At 64.4% G+C, this 19,968-nt stretch carries 14 protein-coding genes and 1 pseudogene; 8 read left to right on the top strand and 7 right to left on the bottom strand.

The genetic code is table 11. The annotated features are described in order from the left end of the window. Position 1 precedes the first annotated feature (1 nt). Positions 2-985, bottom strand: coding sequence for an AraC family transcriptional regulator (locus tag LPA36_RS12240; protein WP_228876807.1), 984 nt, complete (start codon positions 983-985; stop codon positions 2-4). A 212-nt stretch (positions 986-1,197) separates the two neighbouring features. Between LPA36_RS12240 and LPA36_RS12245 the strand changes: the two genes are divergently transcribed. After that, the gene (locus tag LPA36_RS12245; protein WP_228876809.1) at positions 1,198-2,304 is read left to right on the top strand and encodes an NAD/NADP-dependent octopine/nopaline dehydrogenase family protein; all 1,107 of its coding nucleotides are present in this window, start codon (positions 1,198-1,200) and stop codon (positions 2,302-2,304) included. Then, positions 2,301-3,332, top strand: coding sequence for a 3-hydroxybutyryl-CoA dehydrogenase (locus tag LPA36_RS12250; RefSeq protein ID WP_228876811.1), 1,032 nt, complete (start codon positions 2,301-2,303; stop codon positions 3,330-3,332). The genes LPA36_RS12245 and LPA36_RS12250 overlap by 4 nt, the downstream gene beginning before the upstream one ends. Positions 3,333-3,369: 37 nt before the next feature. Here LPA36_RS12250 and LPA36_RS12255 read toward each other — a convergent pair whose 3' ends face one another. Further along, positions 3,370-4,305, bottom strand: coding sequence for a LysR family transcriptional regulator (locus LPA36_RS12255; RefSeq protein ID WP_228876812.1), 936 nt, complete (start codon positions 4,303-4,305; stop codon positions 3,370-3,372). Between the two features lie 401 nt (positions 4,306-4,706). Here LPA36_RS12255 and LPA36_RS12260 point away from each other — a divergent pair. Both LPA36_RS12260 and LPA36_RS12265 read left to right on the top strand, forming a co-directional pair. Continuing rightward, a pseudogene (locus tag LPA36_RS12260) lies at positions 4,707-5,949 on the top strand (MFS transporter). A gap of 326 nt (positions 5,950-6,275) precedes the next feature. Next, a complete protein-coding gene (locus LPA36_RS12265) occupies positions 6,276-7,385 on the top strand; it encodes an alkene reductase (protein ID WP_228876813.1) in 1,110 nt (369 codons plus the stop codon). 92 nt (positions 7,386-7,477) lie between these two features. Here LPA36_RS12265 and LPA36_RS12270 read toward each other — a convergent pair whose 3' ends face one another. Continuing rightward, positions 7,478-8,398: a LysR family transcriptional regulator gene (locus LPA36_RS12270; protein ID WP_228877489.1), complete on the bottom strand. Its 921-nt coding sequence runs from the start codon at positions 8,396-8,398 to the stop codon at positions 7,478-7,480. 195 nt (positions 8,399-8,593) lie between these two features. After that, positions 8,594-9,712 carry a Gfo/Idh/MocA family protein gene (locus LPA36_RS12275; RefSeq protein WP_228876815.1) on the bottom strand — a complete coding sequence of 373 codons (1,119 nt, stop codon included), beginning with the start codon at positions 9,710-9,712 and terminating at the stop codon, positions 8,594-8,596. Between the two features lie 283 nt (positions 9,713-9,995). Between LPA36_RS12275 and LPA36_RS12280 the strand changes: the two genes are divergently transcribed. Then, complete coding sequence (locus tag LPA36_RS12280) at positions 9,996-10,394, top strand: hypothetical protein (RefSeq protein WP_228876818.1); 399 nt, start codon at positions 9,996-9,998, stop codon at positions 10,392-10,394. Between the two features lie 152 nt (positions 10,395-10,546). Beyond that, positions 10,547-11,665 carry a porin gene (locus LPA36_RS12285; RefSeq protein WP_228876820.1) on the top strand — a complete coding sequence of 373 codons (1,119 nt, stop codon included), beginning with the start codon at positions 10,547-10,549 and terminating at the stop codon, positions 11,663-11,665. Between the two features lie 77 nt (positions 11,666-11,742). Here LPA36_RS12285 and LPA36_RS12290 read toward each other — a convergent pair whose 3' ends face one another. Together LPA36_RS12290 and LPA36_RS12295 are read right to left on the bottom strand one after the other, a co-directional pair. Further along, positions 11,743-12,321: a GNAT family N-acetyltransferase gene (locus LPA36_RS12290; RefSeq protein WP_228876821.1), complete on the bottom strand. Its 579-nt coding sequence runs from the start codon at positions 12,319-12,321 to the stop codon at positions 11,743-11,745. A gap of 79 nt (positions 12,322-12,400) precedes the next feature. Further along, positions 12,401-12,790 (bottom strand): VOC family protein, encoded by a 390-nt coding sequence (locus LPA36_RS12295; protein WP_228876823.1) that lies wholly within the window; start codon positions 12,788-12,790, stop codon positions 12,401-12,403. Between the two features lie 274 nt (positions 12,791-13,064). Between LPA36_RS12295 and LPA36_RS12300 the strand changes: the two genes are divergently transcribed. Next, entirely contained in the window at positions 13,065-14,003 is a 939-nt protein-coding gene (locus tag LPA36_RS12300) for a hypothetical protein (RefSeq protein ID WP_228876826.1), read from the top strand. Positions 14,004-14,013: 10 nt separating this feature from the next. Here the strand turns inward: LPA36_RS12300 and LPA36_RS12305 are convergent, their stop codons facing one another. Next, the gene (locus LPA36_RS12305) at positions 14,014-16,446 is read right to left on the bottom strand and encodes an alkaline phosphatase family protein (RefSeq protein ID WP_228876827.1); all 2,433 of its coding nucleotides are present in this window, start codon (positions 16,444-16,446) and stop codon (positions 14,014-14,016) included. Positions 16,447-16,901: 455 nt separating this feature from the next. Between LPA36_RS12305 and LPA36_RS12310 the strand changes: the two genes are divergently transcribed. Then, positions 16,902-19,829: an ATP-binding protein gene (locus LPA36_RS12310; protein WP_228876828.1), complete on the top strand. Its 2,928-nt coding sequence runs from the start codon at positions 16,902-16,904 to the stop codon at positions 19,827-19,829. Positions 19,830-19,968 lie beyond the last annotated feature (139 nt).

Here is a 19,968-nt window from a genome sequence, read left to right on the forward strand (position 1 = left end):
CTCAACTGTGCACGCGTCGCTTTGCGGTTGCCGATGGCAGGCAGCCGAACCGCCGGGCATACGCTTTCGCGAAATGGCCGAAGCTGTGTACGCCGTGTGCGACGAAGATATCGGTCACGGAGCGCTCCGGCTCGTCCTGCAGCGCGCGATGCACCGCTTCGAGCCGCCGCTCGCGGATGTAGCCGCCGGGCGACGTGTTGAGGAACTGGTTGAAGCCGTTTTGCAGCGTGCGCGTCGAAACACCGGCCTCGCGTGCCAGCGCATCCATCAGCAACGGCTCGTCGAGATGCGCGTCGATATAGTCGCGCGCGCGGCGCACGTGCGCCGGGAGCGGCGTGGCTGCACCCTTCGAAAGTGCCGTGCTGTAAGAGTGCGGCAACTGGCTGAGCAGCATCGTCATCAGCCATTGCGTGAGATCGCGGCCGAAAATCCGCTCGCGCGACGGCTCGTCGAACTGGTCGCACAGATTGCAGAGATAACGCAGCGTCGACAGAAACAACGTGGTGCCGGTGTGCGTGTCGTTCATCGAAAGATCGAACACCAGCGGCTGCCGGACGCTGTCCTGCAACAGCTCGGCGAGTTTCACTTCGAGCGCCTGCCGGTCGATGCGCAGCAACAGGTTGCGGCATTCGCGATCGGTCACGATGCGGCTTACACGCGCCGGCGACGATACGCTCAGGCTGCCCGCGCCGAGCGCCACGCGCTCGCTGCCCGACTCCAGCGCACACCGGCCGGTGAGCGTCGTGCGAAAAAGGTAGTGGTCGCCGAGATCGCCCGCATCGATCCGGGTTTCGCTGCCGTAGTGCAGTTCGAGCAACGCTGCCTGATGCAGCATGACGCCATACAGTTCGGCCTTGAGCGGCCCGCGATCTACGACTTCCATCCGGTGCGGGCAGAGCACCTGCGAGACTTCCCGCTCGATATCCTCGCGCGCATGCGATGCAATGAGCCGGTTGCGGTACTTGCGTGAAATCGCGATTTCCATTCAATAGCCTCGAAAACGTAAAGCGGGTGGCATCCCTATGATGCGGTGGCCAGATTGATCGCGCAAGAACGGATCGACCCTGAGGCCGGGTTGTCCGCGCGCAGTGGAACGTGTGAATCGAGTTGCCGGATTTGAATGCGGATTGCGCGCAATGAAGCGTCTGCGCCGCAGCGGCAACGTAGTCTGACAGTCATCGAACAAGGAGAATTGCGATGAATGTCAGCGTACTCGGTGGTGGGCACGGTTGTTATGCGGCGGTGATCGATCTGCTCGAAAAAGGGCACGAAGTCACGTGGTGGCGGCGCGATACGGCCGCTTCAGCACGCCTGCGTGAGATCGGCTCGCTGAAGGTCAAGGATTTTCGCGGCGAACGTCGCGTGCCGATTGGCGAAGCGCGTGGCACGGTGCGCATTGTCGATGCACTTGTGGATGCCGTTGAAGGCGCACGTCTGATTGTCGTTCCGCTGCCGTCCACGACGCACGAGACGCTGGCGACGCAACTCGCGCCGTTGCTCAAGGACGACCAGGTCGTGTTCCTGCCCCCAGGCACGTTCGGCAGCTATCTCTTCGCGAGCGCGATGCGCGATGCCGACAACACGCACAAGGTCGCGTTCGCGGAAACCGGCACGCTGCCGTATCTGGCTCGCAAGCACGGCGAAGACAACGTCGTCGTGAGCGCGTATGCGACGCGTCTGCCGACCGGCGTCTTCCCCGCCGCATTCTCGACGTGGGCGTTTCCGGTGCTGCAGGCGGGCTATCCGTCGGTCGAGCCGATCGAAGATGCGTTGAGCGGCGCATTGATGAATGCGGGCCCGGTGATTCATCCGCCGCTCATCATGATGAACGCCGGTCCGCTCGAACACTTCGACGCGTGGGATATCCACAACGAAGGCACGCAGCCTTCGATCCGTCGCGTGACGTCCGCGCTCGACGCGGAACGCATCGCGGTGCGCGAGGCGCTCGGCTACGGCGCGCCGCATTTTCCGCTTGCAGACCACTACGCGAGCGAAGGCGACGAATGGATGTACGGTCGCGGCGCGCACGGCAAGCTGACCGATAGCGGCGACTGGCGTGAGGATATCGACCTCAGGACGCATCGCTACATGCTGGAAGACACGCGGCTTGGTCTGTCGTTCCTGGTTTCGGCGGGTCGCTGGGCCGGCGTCGCGACGCCCGTTGCGGAAGGCCTGCTGAACGTGGCGAGCGCGGTCTCGGAGCGCGATCTCTACGGCGAAGGCCGCACGCTGGAAAAGCTGGGTCTCGCGTCGCTTTCGCGCGACGCCATGCGCGGGCTGCTCGACCGGGGCTTCGCACAATGAGCGCCGCCGACGCCATCCAGCACGTCGACATTCTCGGTGCGGGACGCATGGGCCAGGGCATGGCGCTCGCCTTTGCGTATGCGGGCCTGCACGTGACGCTGATCGATTTCAAGGAGCGCGACGTCGAAGCGCGCATCGCGTTCGCCGCGACCGCACGCGGCGACATCGTGCGGCAGTTGCAGACGCAGGTGGCGTTCGGCCGCATCAAGGAATCGCAGGCGGCGGAAGTCATGGCGCGCATCGCGATCGTGGACCGTGACCGCGCATGCGCGCTGCTTCCGGAAAGCGCGATCGTGTTCGAAGCCGTGCCAGAAGTGATGGAAGCGAAGGAGGCGGCCTTTGCGTGGCTATGCAACTACGTGCGTGCCGACACGGTGATCGCTTCGACGACGTCGACGTTTCTCGTGACGGAACTGCAGCGCATCATCACGCATCCGGCACGCGTGCTGAACGCGCACTGGCTCAACCCCGCGCATCTGATGCCGCTCGTCGAACTGAGCCGCAGCGATACGACCGACGAAGCGGTCGTGCAGCGCGTGGTCGCGTTACTGCGCCGGATCGGCAAGGTGCCGGTGGTCTGTGCGCCGTCGGCGGGTTACATCGTGCCGCGAATCCAGGCGCTCGCCATGAACGAAGCCGCGCGCATGGTCGAGGAGGGCGTCGCGAGTGCGGAGGATATCGACACGGCGATCCGCACGGGCTTCGGGCTGCGTTTTTCGATTCTTGGTCTGCTTGAGTTCATCGACTGGGGCGGCTGCGACATCCTGTATTACGCGTCGCACTATCTGGCCCGCGCGATCGATCCGCGTTTTGCCCCGCCGCAGATCGTCAGCGACCACATGCGCGAAGGGCGCGATGGACTGCGCGATGCGCGAGGCTTCTATGATTACGCGGATGTCGACGTGCCCGCGTATCTTCACAAGCGGTTAGGCGAATTTGGCAAGGCGCTCGACAACATGGGCCTTGCTCCCGCGTTTAACGCGGCGTTGCTGGAGAATCGCAGCAAGGCAGATCCACAGGCCGCCTGAAGGGCGGTACGACGAAACGTGCGGCGTGCAGCATCCGTCATTGCGTGCTGCACGCACCCGTCATTTCGCGCTCCCAGGGCGCAAGGGGTTGCCACGCTTCGACGAGGCTGTCGATAAAGAGCCGGACCTTCGGCGTCAGATGACGTCGCGTCGGATAGATCGCGCGAATGGGCAGCCCCGGCGGCGAGAACGCTTCGAGGAGCGGCACGAGGCGGCCTTCCTTGACGGCGGTGGAGACCAGATACGTGGGCAGATGGATGATGCCCACGCCGCTCACCGCCGTTTCGACGAGCGCTTCGGCGCTGTCCATGCGCAGCCGTCCGCCCGGATTGAACGGCGCCTGATCGTCACCGACAAAACTCCACGGCTGCGGCCTGCCCGAACTGACGAACTGCAGACACTCGTGCTCGACGAGTTCCGCAGGCGCCGACGGTACGCCATGCTTTGCAACATACGCAGGCGCAGCACAGGTCAGCAGATTCTGCTGCGCCACCGTACGCGCGATCAGTCGTGAGTCGGGTGCAGGCTCGCCGATGCGAATCGCGATGTCGATACCTTCGTCGATCAGGTCGACGTAGCGGTCCGTGAAGCTGACCTCGGCGGTCACGGCGGACCACTGTTCCAGGAACGCTTCGACGATGGGTCGCACGTGCCGGTGCCCGAGTGCAATCGGCACGCTGATGCGCAGGGTGCCCGCAGGCGTCGCGCTGCGCACGGCCATCGCCGTTTCGGTTTCTTCCAGGTCTTCGATGATCTGCGTGCAGCGCGCGTAGAACACGGCGCCGTCGTCGGTCAGGCTCAGGCTGCGCGGCGTGCGGTGCAAGAGGCGCACGCGCAGGCGTTCTTCAAGCCGCGCGATGATCTTGCCGACGGCAGAGCGCGTAATGCCCAGCTGCTGCGCAGCCGACGTGAAGCTGCCCGCGTTCACAACGGAAACGAAGGTGGCGATGTCGTTGAAGTTGCCGAGGCCCAAGGCGGTTTCCTTGACAGTCAGGACTGGACGCGCGACGGCCGGCGCGTGGACACGGGCGCAGCCTGTGCGAAGCGCGCGGCCAGCCAGTCGACGAACACGCGCGCCTTCGCGCTCAGATGCCGGTTCGGCGGATACACCAAACCGCCCCTTTCGATGGTGTGCTTCGCTGCGACACGCAAAGCGTCCCGATGATAACCCGCGTGGGCGGACAGCACGGCGCTCGCGGACGCCTCCGCGTTGTCGCTGACCCGTCGCCGCTATGGGGAAACCCATTCCCCATCGACATCCCTATCCTTCCTTTCAGCAAAAGCAGTTCTGTCCGGCGATATCGCAAGCGCCTGCATCACGCAAAGGCCGCCGTCGATCGCCCACCCACAGTCAAAATTGAAACGGAGTCAGTCATGGATGCCAACCCGGTTGTCTGCCCGTCCCGCGTGGACGGTGTTGCGCTTCACCCGCCCACTCACGCCGCGTCGCCCGGACGCGGCTGGCTCGCTGTCATGTCGGTAGCGATCTGCGCCTTTGCGTTCGTCGCGACGGAATACCTGCCGGTCGGCCTCCTGCCGCAGATCGCGCGCGACCTGGGCGTCACGCCCGGCACGGCCGGTCTGATGGTGACGACGCCTGGCGTGATCGCCGCGCTCTCCGCACCCGCGTTGCTGCTTGCCGCCGGCCGCATCAACCGGCGCCTCATTCTGCTGATGCTGTCGGTGCTGCTGCTTGCGTCCAATATCGTGGCCGCGGGCGCCCAGTTTCGCGATCATGCTCGCGGGCCGGGCGCTCCTTGGCGCGAGCCTCGGCGGGTTCTGGACCGTCGCGCTCGGCGCATCCGGCAAGCTCGTGCGTGAAGGCGAGGCCGCGCGGGCGAGCGCCACGATCTTCATGGGCATCACGCTCGCAACCGTGATCAGCGTGCCACTTGGCACGTTGATCGCCGACCTGACGTCGTGGCGCATATCGTTCGTCGCGACAGCGGGGCTCGTGGCCGTCGCGCTCGCGGCGCAGGCGGTGTTCCTGCCTTCGATTCCGCCTGAATCCGCGATGCGCGTGAGCGACTTCGGCGCGATGCTCAAGCGTGGCAACGTGCGTCGCAGCCTTTTGATGGTCGGCCTCCTGTTCGGCGCGCATTTCTCGTCGTACACGTATATCGCACCGTTCCTCGAACGCAATGCTTCGTTTGGCGCGCCGTGGATCACTGCGATCCTGCTTGGCTTTGGCATTGTCGGTTTCGTGGCCAACTTCGGCGTGTCGGCGTTCGTGTCGCGGCACCTGAAGACGTCGCTCTTCGCGATGGGCGCGCTTGTGACGGTTGCGCTGTTCGCGTTGCCGATGCTGCAGGCGTCGCGCGTGGGGGTAATTGCCACCGTGATGGCGTGGGGCATCGCATACGGCGCGATTCCGCTGTGCCTGAGCATCTGGATGCAGTTGACCTCGCCCGACCGTCCTGAAGCCGGCTCGTCGCTTTTCGTGAGCACCGTGCAGACGGCCATTGCACTCGGCTCGCTGAGCGGCGGCGCCGTTGTCGATCATCTCGGCATTCCGTCGACGATGCATCTGGGCGGACTGCTCGCCGCAGTCAGCCTGCTCGTGATCGTGTCGTTCAACACGCGCGGTGCGCCGCTCAAGGACGTGCTCGCGAACTAGCACCATCGTTTGCCGGTAACGGAAGAAGCCAGCCGCGCGCAAGCGTCGCTGGTTTTTTCATTGCGGCGAAAAATCGGGCAGACCACGCGCAAAACACACTGTTCAGAAACAGGCGCCAATCGCACAGAACCTTGAGCGCCAGCACTGGCGCGGCTCTGCGGACATTGTGGACGCTGCGGTCCGCAGTCTGTGGAGCGCAGCCCCGTTTTTCTCCGGCCCTCGAGCCTATAAATTTCAACTCAGCAACAGGCAACGAACCGCACCGGATTCCGGGCACGTCGAAGCCGCCAGCGACAGTTACCCAACATTTCACTCTCGAGGCCATCATGTCCAAACTCTTTACCCGCGTCAAAGTCGGACCCTACGAACTCGCACATCGTGTCGTGCTCGCGCCGCTTACCCGGATGCGCGCGGAAGAGGGCGCGAAGCCCGGCCCGCTGATGGCTGAGTACTATGCGCAACGCACATCGCAAGGCGCGTTGCTGATCGGCGAAGCGACCATCGCCGCTGCGAACGGCAACGGCTACCTCGGCGCGCCCGGCCTCTACGACGACAGCCAGATCGCAGGCTGGCGTCTCGTGACCGACGCCGTGCATGCGAAGGGCGGCAAGATCTTCCTGCAGCTTTACCACGCAGGCCGTCAGTCGAACGCCGAGTTGCAGCCTGAAGGTGGCCGCCCGGTGGGGCCGTCGGAAGTGCTGCACGGCGGTGTCGCCTACACGAACACCGGCTGGGTGCCGAACACGCCGAACCGCGCGCTGGACACCGCTGAGATCGCAGGCATCGTCGAAGAATTCCGCCGTGCTGCTGAACGCGGTATCGAGGCGGGTTTCGACGGCGTCGAACTCCATGCGGCCAACGGCTACCTGTTCGACCAGTTCCTTCAGGACGGCAGCAACAAGCGCACCGACGCCTATGGCGGCTCGTTCGAAAACCGTGCACGTCTCTTGATGGAAGCGACGCGCGCCGTGATCTCGGTGTGGGGCAGCGACAAGGTGGCCGTGCGTCTTGGGCCGAGCGGTTCGTGGGGCGACATGTCGGACAGCGATCCGGTTGGTCTTTTCTCGTACGTCGCGTCTGAACTGGCGAAGCTCGATCTGGCGTATGTGCATCTGATCGAGCCGCGCATTGCCGGCAACGTCGAGGACGAAAGCCGCAATCCGGCCCCGGTCGCCGCACAGACGATCCGCAAGCATTACCGTGGCACGATCATCGCAGCGGGTGGCTTCAAGGGCGACTCAGCGGAAGCGATTCTCGTGGACGGGGATGCGGACCTCGTCGCGTTTGGCCGCGACTTCATCGCGAATCCGGATTTGCCGGAACGTCTGCGCCGCAACCTGCCGCTCAACGCATATGACCGTCCGACGTTCTTTGGCGGCACGGAAGCGGGTTACACCGACTATCCGTTCTTCGCTGAAGAAGACGCGGTTGCGTAACTGAACCGGACGCGGGTTGTTCACCCGCAAGGCGCCTGAAGCCGGCGCATCCAGTGCGTTGCTGGATGCGCCGGCTTTTTTGCTGGCATCTGTTACGGCAAGGGCGCTTCGTGCGCGCCGTCTTCCGCAGCGGGAAAGAGATACGTACTCATGTAGTCGACGAACACGCGCACCTTCGGCGACACATGCCGGCCCGAAGGCCACAATGCGCGAAACGTGCTTGGCGTGTCGAGGTACTCGCCCAGCACCGAAACGAGCGAGCCGCGTGAGATCTGCGCACGCACGGTGAAATCCGGCACACAGGTAAGGCCAAGGCCGTGTTCGGCAAGGTGGATCAAAGGCTCGGCGGCGCTCGCAGTGGCCGTGTTCGGCAAATCGATATCGAGCATTTCGCCGCCGCTCATGAGCGGCCAGCGACGTAGCTTGCCCGTGGTCGGAAACCGGTGCTGAAGGCAGGCGTGCGCGGTCAGCTGTTGCGGTTCCGTGACGGCGCCGTGCTGTGCGAAGTAGTGCGGCGAGCCGACAATCACATGCCGGTACGTGCCCATCGTGCGTGTGATGAGCTGCGAGTCGCTGGCTTCCCCGGTACGCATGACGACGTCGAAGCCTTCTTCGATCACGTCCACTATCCGGTCCGAGAAATCGAGGTCGATCGTAATCTCGGGATACGCCTTCAGGAACGCGCCGATCACCGGCATCACAAGTGTGCCGACCATCGGCATGCTGACGCGCAGTTGCCCGCGTGGGGCCGAACTGGCGAGCGCAAGCTCGGCCTCGGCCGATTCGATTTCCTCGACGATGCGCTGACAGCGTTTCAGGAAGATCGCGCCTTCGGGCGTAAGCGCGATACTGCGCGTGCTGCGATGAAAGAGCCGCACGTTCAGGCGCGTTTCGAGCCGCGAGATCGCCTTGCCGACCGCCGAAGCCGAGATGCCGAGCTGCCGGCCGGCTTCGGTGAAGCTGCGGGTTTCCGCCGCACGCACGAACACGTTGATCGAGCCGAACCGCTCCATCGCACCCGAACCGCCACCGCTCGCGGTGTCGACGCTAACCGGTGACGCAGGTCGTGAAGGGGCGGAAGTCGGGCGCGTCGCCATGTGAGTGTCCTGGAGGTCTGTGGAAGACAACGAAACGGCCGGAAGCACTTGAATCTAACGCATTTCGTGACGCGTCCGCGCGTGCGTGCGCATCGCTTGCGGCACGACGGGTCAGCCGGGCGCGACGTGCCGACCCGTTTCGCCCGATTCCACCGCCGCATTGATCAGCTTGTGCATGCGCACGGCGTCTTCGAACGTGGGCGCCGTCGTGCTGCCGGTGTGGACGTCTTCTGCGTACGCAGCATACAGTTGCGCCAGTTCCAGCACGGCCGAAGGCAGATCCGACGGCGGCAGACGGTCGTACGAAGCGGGCACGGGCAGCACGACGAGCGGCTGGTTGTCGCCATGCGCGCCTTCGACGACGTAGTCGTCGCCGACGTTGCCGAACGCCGAGCGGTTCGAGATACGCAGGTCGCCTTCGGTGCCGGTGATGTCGATCTGCACGCCCGAGCCGTTGCGCTTGCCGCCTTCGATGTGCACGGAGACCACGGCTCCATCGCGCAGCCGGCCTGCGAGCACCAGCTGGTCCGGCGTCGACGTGGGCAGCACCTCGCCGGTTTCACGAATCGTGACAGCTTCGAACTGGTTGACGGCGAGTGCGGCGACGCTTGTCGGCCAGCCGGTCGCTTCGAACAGCATGTCGAGGAAGTGACCCGCATAGATCGCGATCACACTCGAAAAGTTTTCAGGCGGCACGGTCCAGCGCAGCGAGTTCGAGCGCAGCGCCTGGAAGTAATTCATGCTCACGTGAATGCGCACCGAGCGCAGCTTGCCGACATAGCCTTCGCCGATCAGATCGCGCACATAGCGGTTATGCGGCGCGAGGCGTCGCTGAAGACCCACGACGTGCCGCACGCCCGCCTTTTCCGCGAGTTCGATCAGTGCCTGCGATGTTTCGACGGCGGGCGTGAGCGGCCATTCGCTGTAGACGTTCTTCCTCGCGGCGATCGCGGCGCGAATGCCTTCTTCGTGTTGCGGCGCCGTCGTCAGAACGATGACGAGATCCACTTCGGGATGACCGGCGAGTTCTGCGACGGAATTCACCACGTATCTGAAGCCATATCGTTCGGCTACCGATGCCGCGGCTTCGCGCCGCTGGCTGAAGACGGCGGTCAGTTCGTATTGCGGCAGCAGGCTCAACACACGGAGGTGTCCATGTTGCGCCCAGTTGCCCACACCGATCAGGCCGACGCGGACAGGCGCCCCTGATGTGCCAGATTGTTCAGTCATTGAATCACCTGCAAAGAATCGGATGGCGGGCGGAATGAATCCGCCCGGTCGCACGGTCGCCTGGCCTTCGGCGAACCTGTCACCGCGCCAATATGGACGACCGCAATACCCCGATCAAGACGACGATTCCAAATTCACTATTTGTTCTGACCCAACAATGCCGATGAAATCGGTCGATTAAAAAGCCTGGCGATCCTGATAAGGTCGTAGATGCCATCACAGCGCGCCGGAACGATCTGATGCACGCCCCGCGCTGGCCCGTATCCGGAGGGAACGGCTGCGCGTGAATGCGGAGCTCAACCACTACGATCACCGCGCGCTCTACGGCGGCGCGGAGCAGGGCTATACGGATTACCCGACGCTCGCCGCATCGCTCAAAGCAGGCCGCGCAAAAATCTGTATTGCCATCGCGCTCGGGACGTTTTACAGCCATAAGCACTCACCAGACCGTCTCTGGCCTCATCGCCCGCGTACCGGGTTTTGCCGGGTCATTGCCCGGTATTTCCCTCCTATCGCCGCCTCACCGTGCACATTGCGCAACTCATCGCTAACCCTGGGTTTGGGAGCCGCGCCGGGCCTGCGTTTCCGGGCCTTTCAAGGCCCGCATTCCCCGCGCCGGACGGCATGCATTTTCTGCAAGCTTCTCATGAAAATATTGCACTGGTGTCATCGATATCGTTGACGTGAAATTAGCACGTCCATTCTATTTATGATGCGACCGGTCAGCCGCGAGCCGGCGATGCCATGCCGGCGGCGCGTTGCACGAAGGTCGCCGGACACCACAAAGATGTGCAATCAGATCCGCCGCAGGCGGACACCAAAGAGGAGACATGCATGCGTTTGATCAGTCAGGGTATTTGCGGGGCCACACTGGTTCTTGTCGCCGGGAGCGCGGCGGCGGAAGGCTCGAGTGTCACGTTGTACGGTGTGGCCGATACGTTCGTCCAGTACCTCGACAACGGTGGGCAGCATTCGTATTCCGAACGCAGCGGCGGCTCGACCGGTTCGCTGTTCGGTCTGAAGGGCGATGAAGATCTGGGCGGCGGCCTCAAGGCGCAGTTCGATGTCGAAACGGGTTTCAACATCAACAATGGCAGCCTGTTTGCCGATACGTCGGCGCTCTTCTACCGCCAGGCATGGGTCGGGCTGAATCACACGACGTACGGCTCGCTTTCGTTCGGGCGTCAGTACGAACCGAGCTTCCGCATCATTTACCCGACCGATCCGTTTCGCGCGAACGAAGTCCTGTCGCCGTTCTCGGCGAGCGTGCTCGCCGTCGACCGCAACACGCTTTCGACGCAGTACGACTCCGGCCGCGCAAGCAACTCGGTGATGTACCAGTCGCCGGACATGCACGGTGTGCAGCTGTATGGCATGTATGCGTTCGCGGCGACCGTCACGCAGCCCGTGCCGGCGACGAGCGGCAACATGCTGAACGTCGCGATGAGCTACTCGGGCTACGGCTTTTACGCAGGCCTTGCGTATGTGAACCAGCATCCGGGGCAGGAAACGGTTGCCGCATTGCCGGCACCGCTTGGCCTGCTCGGCACCGAACACTTTATCGGCTCGCTGGCTTACCGGCTGGGCATCGTGAACTTCCAGTTCAACTATTCGTATAACCGTGCGAAGGATCCGGCGGCAGGCTCGCTTGCCGCACGCGTCGGCACCGCGCACTCGCTGAGCATCGCCGAGCTGGGCGCGACGATTCAGGTGAGCGCTGCGGACGTCATCGAGATCGCCGGCATCGAGCGCAACGTGCGTGGCGCGCACGACAACACGCCAGGCGTACAGATCGGCGCGGAGCACTCGGTCTCGAAGCGCACGAGTTTCTATATGCGCGCGGGTTATCTGAAGAACAACGGCACCGCAACGGTCAGCTGGCCTGGCGTGACCGTCAGCGCGCCGGGCACGAAACAGGTTCTGGCGACGTTGGGCATGACGCATCGTTTTTGAGCAATCGCTACGTGTGCGTGAGGCATCCGGCGGTCCGCCACCTGGGCATCGCCGGGTGCTTATTCATTGCGTCGCGCTCAGGGCTGCTCTTCGGGATTGAGCAGCGAAGTCAGCACATGATCGGCCCATGCGCCGTTGATCTTCAGGTACGAGCGGGCGAGCCCTTCGTGCTGGAAGCCGGCGCGTTCCAGCAGCCGCGCGCTGCGCGTGTTGTCCGGGCGATAGTTCGCCATCACGCGATGCAGCTTCAGATGCCGGAACACGTGATCCAGCGCCCAGGTCAGCGCTTCGCGCATCAAGCCCTGGCCTTCAGCGCTCCGGGCGATCGAAAAACCCAGATGACACGCCTGAAACGGCCCGCGCACGATATTCGTGAAGTTGCAGTCGCCGATGATTTCATCGCTGCCATTGCGCGAGATCAGCAGGAAGAGCGCGGTGCCGGACGCGTTGTGCTGCGCCATCGAGCGTAGCCGTCCGGCGATGGCCGAGGTTTCGAAGAACGCTTCGGATCGCAGCGGTTCCCACGGCTGAAGGTGCGCGCGGTTCTCGACGTAGTAGCGTTGCAGGCCGGCGGTATGCTGAACGTCTGCGGGCTGCAGTTGCAGACGCGCGGTGTGAAGGCCGTGTTCAGGAAGGTGTGATGGCAGAGTGGTCACGCTCACAGGCTCGGGCTGACGTCGGGCGCTGAGTATAGCCCGGGACGGTTTCCGCACTGGCCACGATGCCCGCGCGCGCCTAACCCCAGGCTGCGTTTTGCAACACGATGCGGTAGCCGTCGGGGTCCTCGAACGTGATGCCATGATGGTCCCACCATGGGTTTTCGGATGTGACCGGCGTCGCCCCGAATGCGTGCAGCCCGGCGACTGCGGCGCTCCATTCGTCGCGATCCGGCAGATACAGCACCAGCAGATGTTCTTTCGTCGGCGCGTCTTCGACGCTCACGCCGTGCTGATGCGTGAACTCGAGATGCCACTGGCAGCCGGTCCTTCCGACGATGATGCCGTCAAAGCCGTCGTGATCCTCGAACCGCGCGAGCACAGCGAAGCCCAGCCCGGCGGTGTAGAAATCCGCGACGCGGTCGATGTCGTTCGTGGGCCGGGCGACCCGCAGAATGGGTTGTTGCATGTCACCGTTCTCCTCTGGACAGGTTCATACGGATTCGCGGGCGCGCGAATTGCGCCCCAGGATGTCGAGGGTTGCTGTGGCTCTTCATTCGATTCCGGCTCAGCCCGTTCATGTGTTAGCGAAGACTTGAATCCCGCTTCTGGCGGATATAGCCTGGATATTGACGCATCCACTGGCGCCCGGCCGGCGTAGATGAAAGATGCACCCGGGAGGCGCGTGGCCGCCGCTTGCCTGTGGCCGGGATACGTTTCGTCATCTTCAACGGAAGGACGCCATGACTAGCAGCCAGAAGAGCATTGTTCTTGCAGGTCTGATGATTGGCGTGCTGGCGCTGGCCGTCACTGTCGAGCCGCCCGGCAGGGATGCATTGTCGGCCAGTCTGGCCGGTTTCGACCACGATGGCGCGTCCGCATCGGGGCACGTCCAGATGCCGGCGGCTTCCGCGCGAAGCGGCCCGGTTTCAGCAGACGATACCGTGGATGCCGATATCGCGCAGGCGCTTCAGGCCGTGCGCTACGCGCTGCAGCGCAACGATCTGGTTTCCGCACGGCAACTGCTCGACGCGGTACACGCGCTTCACCGGGGCAACGCGGAAGTTGCCGCGCTCCAGAGTTCGCTGGCGTTTCGCGAAAGCGAGGCCGTGCGCGCCGCGACGGTGTCCGCGCTGCCGGTCACCCGGGCCGGGGGTTCCGCGAAAAAACGCGAGCCCGAACGGACTGGATCGCGCATGCCTGCGTCGCCTGGCCGGTCGCATGAAGATGCGGTGTCGTCACGCGAGGCTGCGACGGTCATGCAACGTCGGACCTCGCTTGCAGGTGCGAGTCGGATGAAGGTCGGGCTCGCCAGCGCGCCGCGCATCGACATGGCGCCCGTGACGTCGACCGGTGACACGCCGAGCCACGGCGCATCGCAGACGGTATCGACAGTGGCCGACGTGCCGCAGGCAATGCAATCCGCCGAACACACGCAGACGCTGCCAGTGCAAGCGCAATCGGCGCAACCCACGCAGGCTGCATCCGCCTCACCGACACCCCAGACTCCCACAGCCACCACGGAGTCTGCGAGCGGCGGCCGGAAGACGCGCGCGCAGGTCCGTGCGGAACTGGATCGGGCGCGCATCGACGGCGCGCTGCCGCGCTTTGGCAATCCCGACCCGAAAGGGCCGGGCGGCGCGCCGGGCACGACCGTTCCGCAGACGGTATCCGCGCACTAGCGGGCCGCCGTTACTGCCTTGGGCGTCGCGGACCCGACGTGCGGCGCCGCTTCGCGACCTCCGGCGCAGGCGCGACGGGCGCCGCGGTGACGTCAGCCCCATCCAGCGCTTCAACGCCCCTGTCGTCCAGCGCAGCAGCCGTTTCGGCCGGCGCCACGGCCGTGTCGGGTGGCACGGTGATCTCGCTTTGCGAAGCGGTCGGCGTGCCGGTCGCCTGAGCCGCGAACATCCAGCGCTCGACGTTCAACGCGCGTTTGTCGATGGTCGGCTGGGCGGCGGCAAGCGGTGCACTCGCGGCCAGGCGCCCTGCTGCCGGTTGCGGTCCAGCGGTGTTTCTCTGCTGTTCCTGCTGCACGAGTTCCGCGAAGGAGACAAGTGCCGTTTGCGCGTCGTGGAAGCTCGACGGCACAGCGGCAACGGCGGCCGCCATCTGGAGCGCGCCCGTCGCCGCGATCGTCGCGGGCGTATCGGTGCGCGGCTTGTCGAGCGAGATCGCCGAGGCGAAGTTGCCGATCGGATTCAGCCCGGGCCCCGACATCGTCCGACGGCAAAGATGTGGCAACTGCCATTTATCGCAGGCATAGCGAAGCACGCTGATGTGATCGTAGACGGTATGATCGACGCCCACCGGTACCCACGGCGACACGAGAATCGCGGGCACCCGCACGCCGAGATGATCGAACGCATAGTTGGCGGTGTGATCGTCCGGTGGCGTGGCGGCGGGCGGCTGCACGTGATCATAGAACCCGCCGTGCTCGTCGTACGTGATGACAAGCAGCGTGGATTCCCACAGCGCCTGGTTCGCGCGGATCGCGTTATAGACATCCGCGATCAACTGCTCGCCGGCAGCGATGCCCGCAGGCGAATGCTGGTCGTTCTCTACACCGCCCAAGCCCGCGAAATAGCGTGGCTCGATGAAGGCGTACGAAGGAAAGTCATCGGCGTTGCCTTTGCAGTCGGTGAAGAAGCTGTCCATGCCCTGGAAATGATTCGTCAGCAGACGTTTTTTCAGGCGCGTCAGCACGATCGATTGGGGCACGCCGCCGTGATAGATCCGCCATGAAATGCCTTTGGCGTCGAGATTGTCGTAGAGCGTCGGCTGCGTATAGCGGCCGAAAAACATCCGCACGGTATCGAACGCGCCGTCAGGCATCAGCACGTCGCCGAGCGTGGTGCCGCTATGCACGAAGAGACGGTTCGGCCACGTCGGTCCTGGCATCGACGAAAACCAGCGGTCGCAAATCGTGAAGTTTTTCGCGAGCGTATGCAGCGCGCTCAGGTCGCCATCCCTGAAGTACGCCATCACCTGATCGCCGTCGGGCGCGGGCGCATCCGGGCTCATCCGCCGGTATTCATCGACGAAATGCGCCATGCCGTCCTTGATCTGCGCTTCGACGTTGTCGAACTCATGCGGCACCTTGAAGTCCTTGCGCACGAACTGCGCGGCAACCGGTTTTTGCGCATACGTGACGTTGCTTCTGGCGTCGAGATTCGTGCCGGGATTGTTCGGATCGACACCATCGATGGCGTGATTGAACGACGCGCTCAACGCGCCGAGCATGTGATCGAACGAGCGGTTCTCCAGCATCAGGACCACGACGTGTTTGACCGGATCGTTCGCTGGCGTGGCCGCCGAGGCCCGCACTGTCGCAGCGTCCGCGGTCTGACCGGCAATCGCGCCGGAGAGACCGTTCGCACCACGATCGTCCTGCGTCGTCACGGCAAACATCGTATCGCGCAGCACCATCCGTCCGCTGCGCGATTCCGTCTTCATCCGCAGGCGCCGGGCCGCTTTCGGATCCTGCGCGAAAAACTGCTGGTTCTGGCGGGCAACCGGATCGAAGAAGCCGATATAGCCGCCTGGATTGACGCCGAACGAAGCGAGACCGGTCCCGCAGAAATCGTTGCGCGCGCCGGGTTGCTCGCCGGCGGTAAAGTAGTGCGGCAGCACGAAGTTCGACACCGACACGCCGTCGATCTCGTAGCACTGCGACTGCACCGCATCGCACATTTCAAAGAAGTGATACACGGTGCGATCGGGCACTTCAGGATGCGGACCCTGCACGAGCAGATTGCATTGCGGATCGCCGACCAGTTCGAGCGCCTCGTGCGAAAGCGTCGTCGACCAGTCGTCGCCGAGCGATTTGCACAGATCAAGAAATACGAAGCCGTACGGGATGCCCGACAGATTGCGATCGTGATAGCCGAGCGCATCGTTCGCATCCGCCGAATCGAGCACGTACAGAATGGCGTCGCCGCGCAGTTCGTCGAGTTGCTGAAGATCGGCTGTCTTGCCCGCCGGCCCTTCGACTCGCAGCCGGCCGCCGAACGCCCAGTACGGTTCGAAGTCCTCGGCGATCTGGCGGTTGATCGCGCGGACCACGCGATGCATTTCCCGCTCCGCAATACTGCTCGTGCGATTGACGACAGAAATCTGGAACATGGGACGCTCCGTCAAATGTCGTGCGTCGCGATGGCGGCGCAGCAGACGCGCCGTGCAAACGAACGACCGTTCGAGGTCTGCGGCGGTCTCTGGCTTCTTCTTACGAATGAAACGCCACGTCGAAAGATTAGGCGCTGCGCGAAGCGGGAGGCAAGGTTCGTGTAAAGACCGGCAGATGTCGGGCGACAGGCGCGTGCACTCCCGTCAGGTCGCGGTTTGAGCTACGTCGCCGATTCTGAGGCTTTCCTCATTGCATCGCCGCGCTACGTCTCTTTTCCCTGTTATCCACGCCGTATGATTCGCGAATGATAGACATTTTCGTTTGATCGAAGTACCGTCGCTCCAACCGGTCGAACGTGATGTATGTGCTTCCCGCGATCGGGTCGGGCCGATGTCCAACTGCTGATCGACCTTCCTCCATGTTCCGATTTGGCGATTTCGAACTGGATTCACGCATGCGGTCGCTTCGCTCCAGCGCGGGCGTCGTCCGCATCGGCACGCGCGCGTTCGACATCCTCGAGCGGCTCGCGGTGGCGCACGGCGATGTCGTCACAAAAGAAGAGCTGATGCAGCACGTGTGGCCGCATTCGATCGTCGAAGAGAGCAATCTCGCGGTGCATCTTTCCGCGCTGCGCAAGATTCTCGGCGACGCGCGCCATCTGATCGTGACCGTCCCGGGGCGTGGCTACCGGCTGCTCGGCGCGGTGTCGCTGGACGATTCGCAGACCGGGGCCTCCGGCGACGCCGAAGTTATCGAATCCGGCAGGCCAGGGCGAAACGCGCGAGGCGCGCTGCCGGATGGCAAACGCGTGCTGTTCGGTCGCGAAACGGCGCTCGCCGAGATTGGCGGGCTCATCGGCGTCGAGCCGCTTGTCACGCTGATCGGCGCGGGCGGCATCGGCAAGACAAGTCTCGCGGTCGAAACCGCGCGCACGCTGGGCGCGCGTTTCCGCGACGGCGTCGCGTGCGTCGAACTGGCCGGCCATACGGACCGCACCACGATTCTCAACGCGGTAGCTGAAGCATTCGGCGTGACGTATCCAGGCGGTGTGGTAACGCCCGCCCGCATCGCGGCTTCCGCCGCCGGCAAGTCATGTCTGCTGGTGCTCGATAACGCGGAACACGTGATCGAACTCGCCGCTGAACTCGTCGACGTGCTGACGGCGACTTGCCGCGACGTGTCGATACTGGTCACCAGCCGCGAGCCGCTCCGGGTGCGCAATGAATATCTGTATCGCGTGCTGCCGCTCGACGTGCCCGCGCCCGAGGCGGAAAGCCAGAACGTGCTGGCGCATCCGGCGGTGAAGCTCTTCTTCGCGCGCGCCCGCGCGCTCGAGCCGCGCCTCGGCCAGGACTCGCAGAGCATTGCGCTCGTCGGCGATATCTGCCGGCGTCTCGACGGCTTGCCGCTCGCGATCGAACTGGCTGCGGCAAGTGCGGCCACGCTCGGTATCGCGGCGCTTGTCTCGCGTCTCGACGACCGTCTGCAACTGCTGACCGCCGGGCATCGCAACGCCGAACCGCGTCACCAGACACTGCGCGCAACCTTCGAATGGAGTTACGCGCTGCTCGACGCACGCGGGCAGGCGATGTTCCGGCGGCTGGGCGTTTTCGTCGGCAGCTTCGAACTGGAGGGCTGCCTCGACGTCATCAGCGATATGCCGTTCACCCGCGCCGCTGCAATCGACGCCGTGCAGGATCTGATCAACAAGTCGCTCGTGGCCGTCGAGTTCGATGGCGCCGCGTCCCGCTTCAGGCTGATGGAATCGTCGCGCGCATTTGCGTGGGCGAAGCTCGTGGAAGAGGGCGAGGCGCATAGTGCCGCGGCGCGTCACATCGACTATCTGCGCGCCCGGTTTCGCCACATGTATCAGGATGAAGCGCCGCGCAGCGAAGCCGAACGCGGTGTCATCCGCCGGCATCTGCACGAGGCGCGCGCCGCGTTGCAACGGGCGTTTTCGCAGGATGGCGATCCGGCGTGCGGCGTCGAGCTGACGTCATGGATGGTCGAGGCGCTGTTCGAGTTTTCGCTCGTCGAGGAATGCTTCAACCGCGCGAGCCTGGCGCTCGATGAACTGCAGCGGATGTCGCAAGCGCAGCGCGAGCGCATCGGCGAGGAATGCCGGCTGCGGCTGCTGTGCGCGGTGGCGTCGACGCGCATCTATACGCGCGGACCGGTGAGCCGTTCCGAGGCGCTATGGACGGATGCGCTCGAACTCGCTACCCGGCTTGGACACCGCGAGTATCGCGAGCGCGCGATCTGGGGCATCTGGAACACGAAGATCGCATCGAGCCATATTACGGAGTCGTATCGCTACGCGACGCAGTTCAACGCGCTCGTCGAGCATGCCGGCAGCGCCCAGAGCCGTTCGCTCGCCACGCAGATGGTGGCTGTGTCGCTGCATTGTCTCGGCGAACACACGAAGGCGAGCGTGCTGCTCGCGAGCACGTTGTCGCTCGATCCGTCGGACACGTTGCCGGAAAAGCGCCAGCGATATCGCGTCGCGCCGGACGTGTCGGGCCAGGGCACGCTCGCGCGCATCTACTGGCTGCAGGGCAGGCCGGCTGAAGCGCAGGCGCTCGTCGAACTCACGCTTGAACGGGTGCAGCAGAACGCGCGTGAGCCATCGTTCAGCCATGTACTCGCAACCACGGCCGTGCCGCTCGCGTTATGGTCGGGCCATCTCGCGCGCGCCGGGGAATTGCTGGCGCTGCTGCGCAAGCAGGCCGACCGGAACGGATTCGAACTCTGGCTGGAATATTGCCGCGCACTGGAAGGGCATCTGCAGGTGTTGAGCGGTCATCCCGAACGCGGCCTCGCGCTACTCGACAGCGCGCTTGGCGCGCTCGCCGGCCGCGGCTTCAGGCGTGTGGTCACGCCACTCGTCTGCGCACAGGCCGAGGCGCTCGCGCGCGTCGGGCTGACCGCACGTGCGAAGCACGTCCTGGATCGCACCATCGCGCAATGCAGCGAGACCGGCGAACAGCTGTTTCTTGCGGAAGTCTGGCGCACGAAAGGCCTCGTCGACTGGCTGACGGCCCGCGACGAAACACACGCTGAGGCGATCGAACGACTGCATGCGAGCGCCGCGCACTGCATGATGAACGCGCACCGCATCGCGATGACGCAGGGCGCGCGGATGTACCAGTTGCGCGCGGCGCTGACGCTCGCACAGATTTCGCGGGATACGCATGCCGCCGGCGGCGCGCTGGAACTGCTGCGGGCTGCGTGTGCCGGCATCGCGGACCGCTCGTGTACATCGGATATCGACGATGCGTGGGCGTTACTCGAAGCGGCTTCGCTTCCGGCCCGCACGACACCGGCTGAATTATCGCAGGCCGCACGGCCGTCTTACTCGCCGCTTTCGCTTGTTTCGCGCTGAATGAACGCTTTGTATCGACGGCGCTTTGGACGCGGGTCGCTGATAGAGGTCTGACTGGCGCCGGCACGTCGATGTGCCGGCGTTGCCACGAAAGGGTGTGAAAAAGCGCGCGTCACGTCAAACCGTTCGCGCGCCGTGC

Origin of the sequence: Paraburkholderia saeva, from assembly GCF_907164555.1 — a bacterium.
In the GTDB taxonomy this organism is placed as follows: domain Bacteria; phylum Pseudomonadota; class Gammaproteobacteria; order Burkholderiales; family Burkholderiaceae; genus Paraburkholderia; species Paraburkholderia saeva.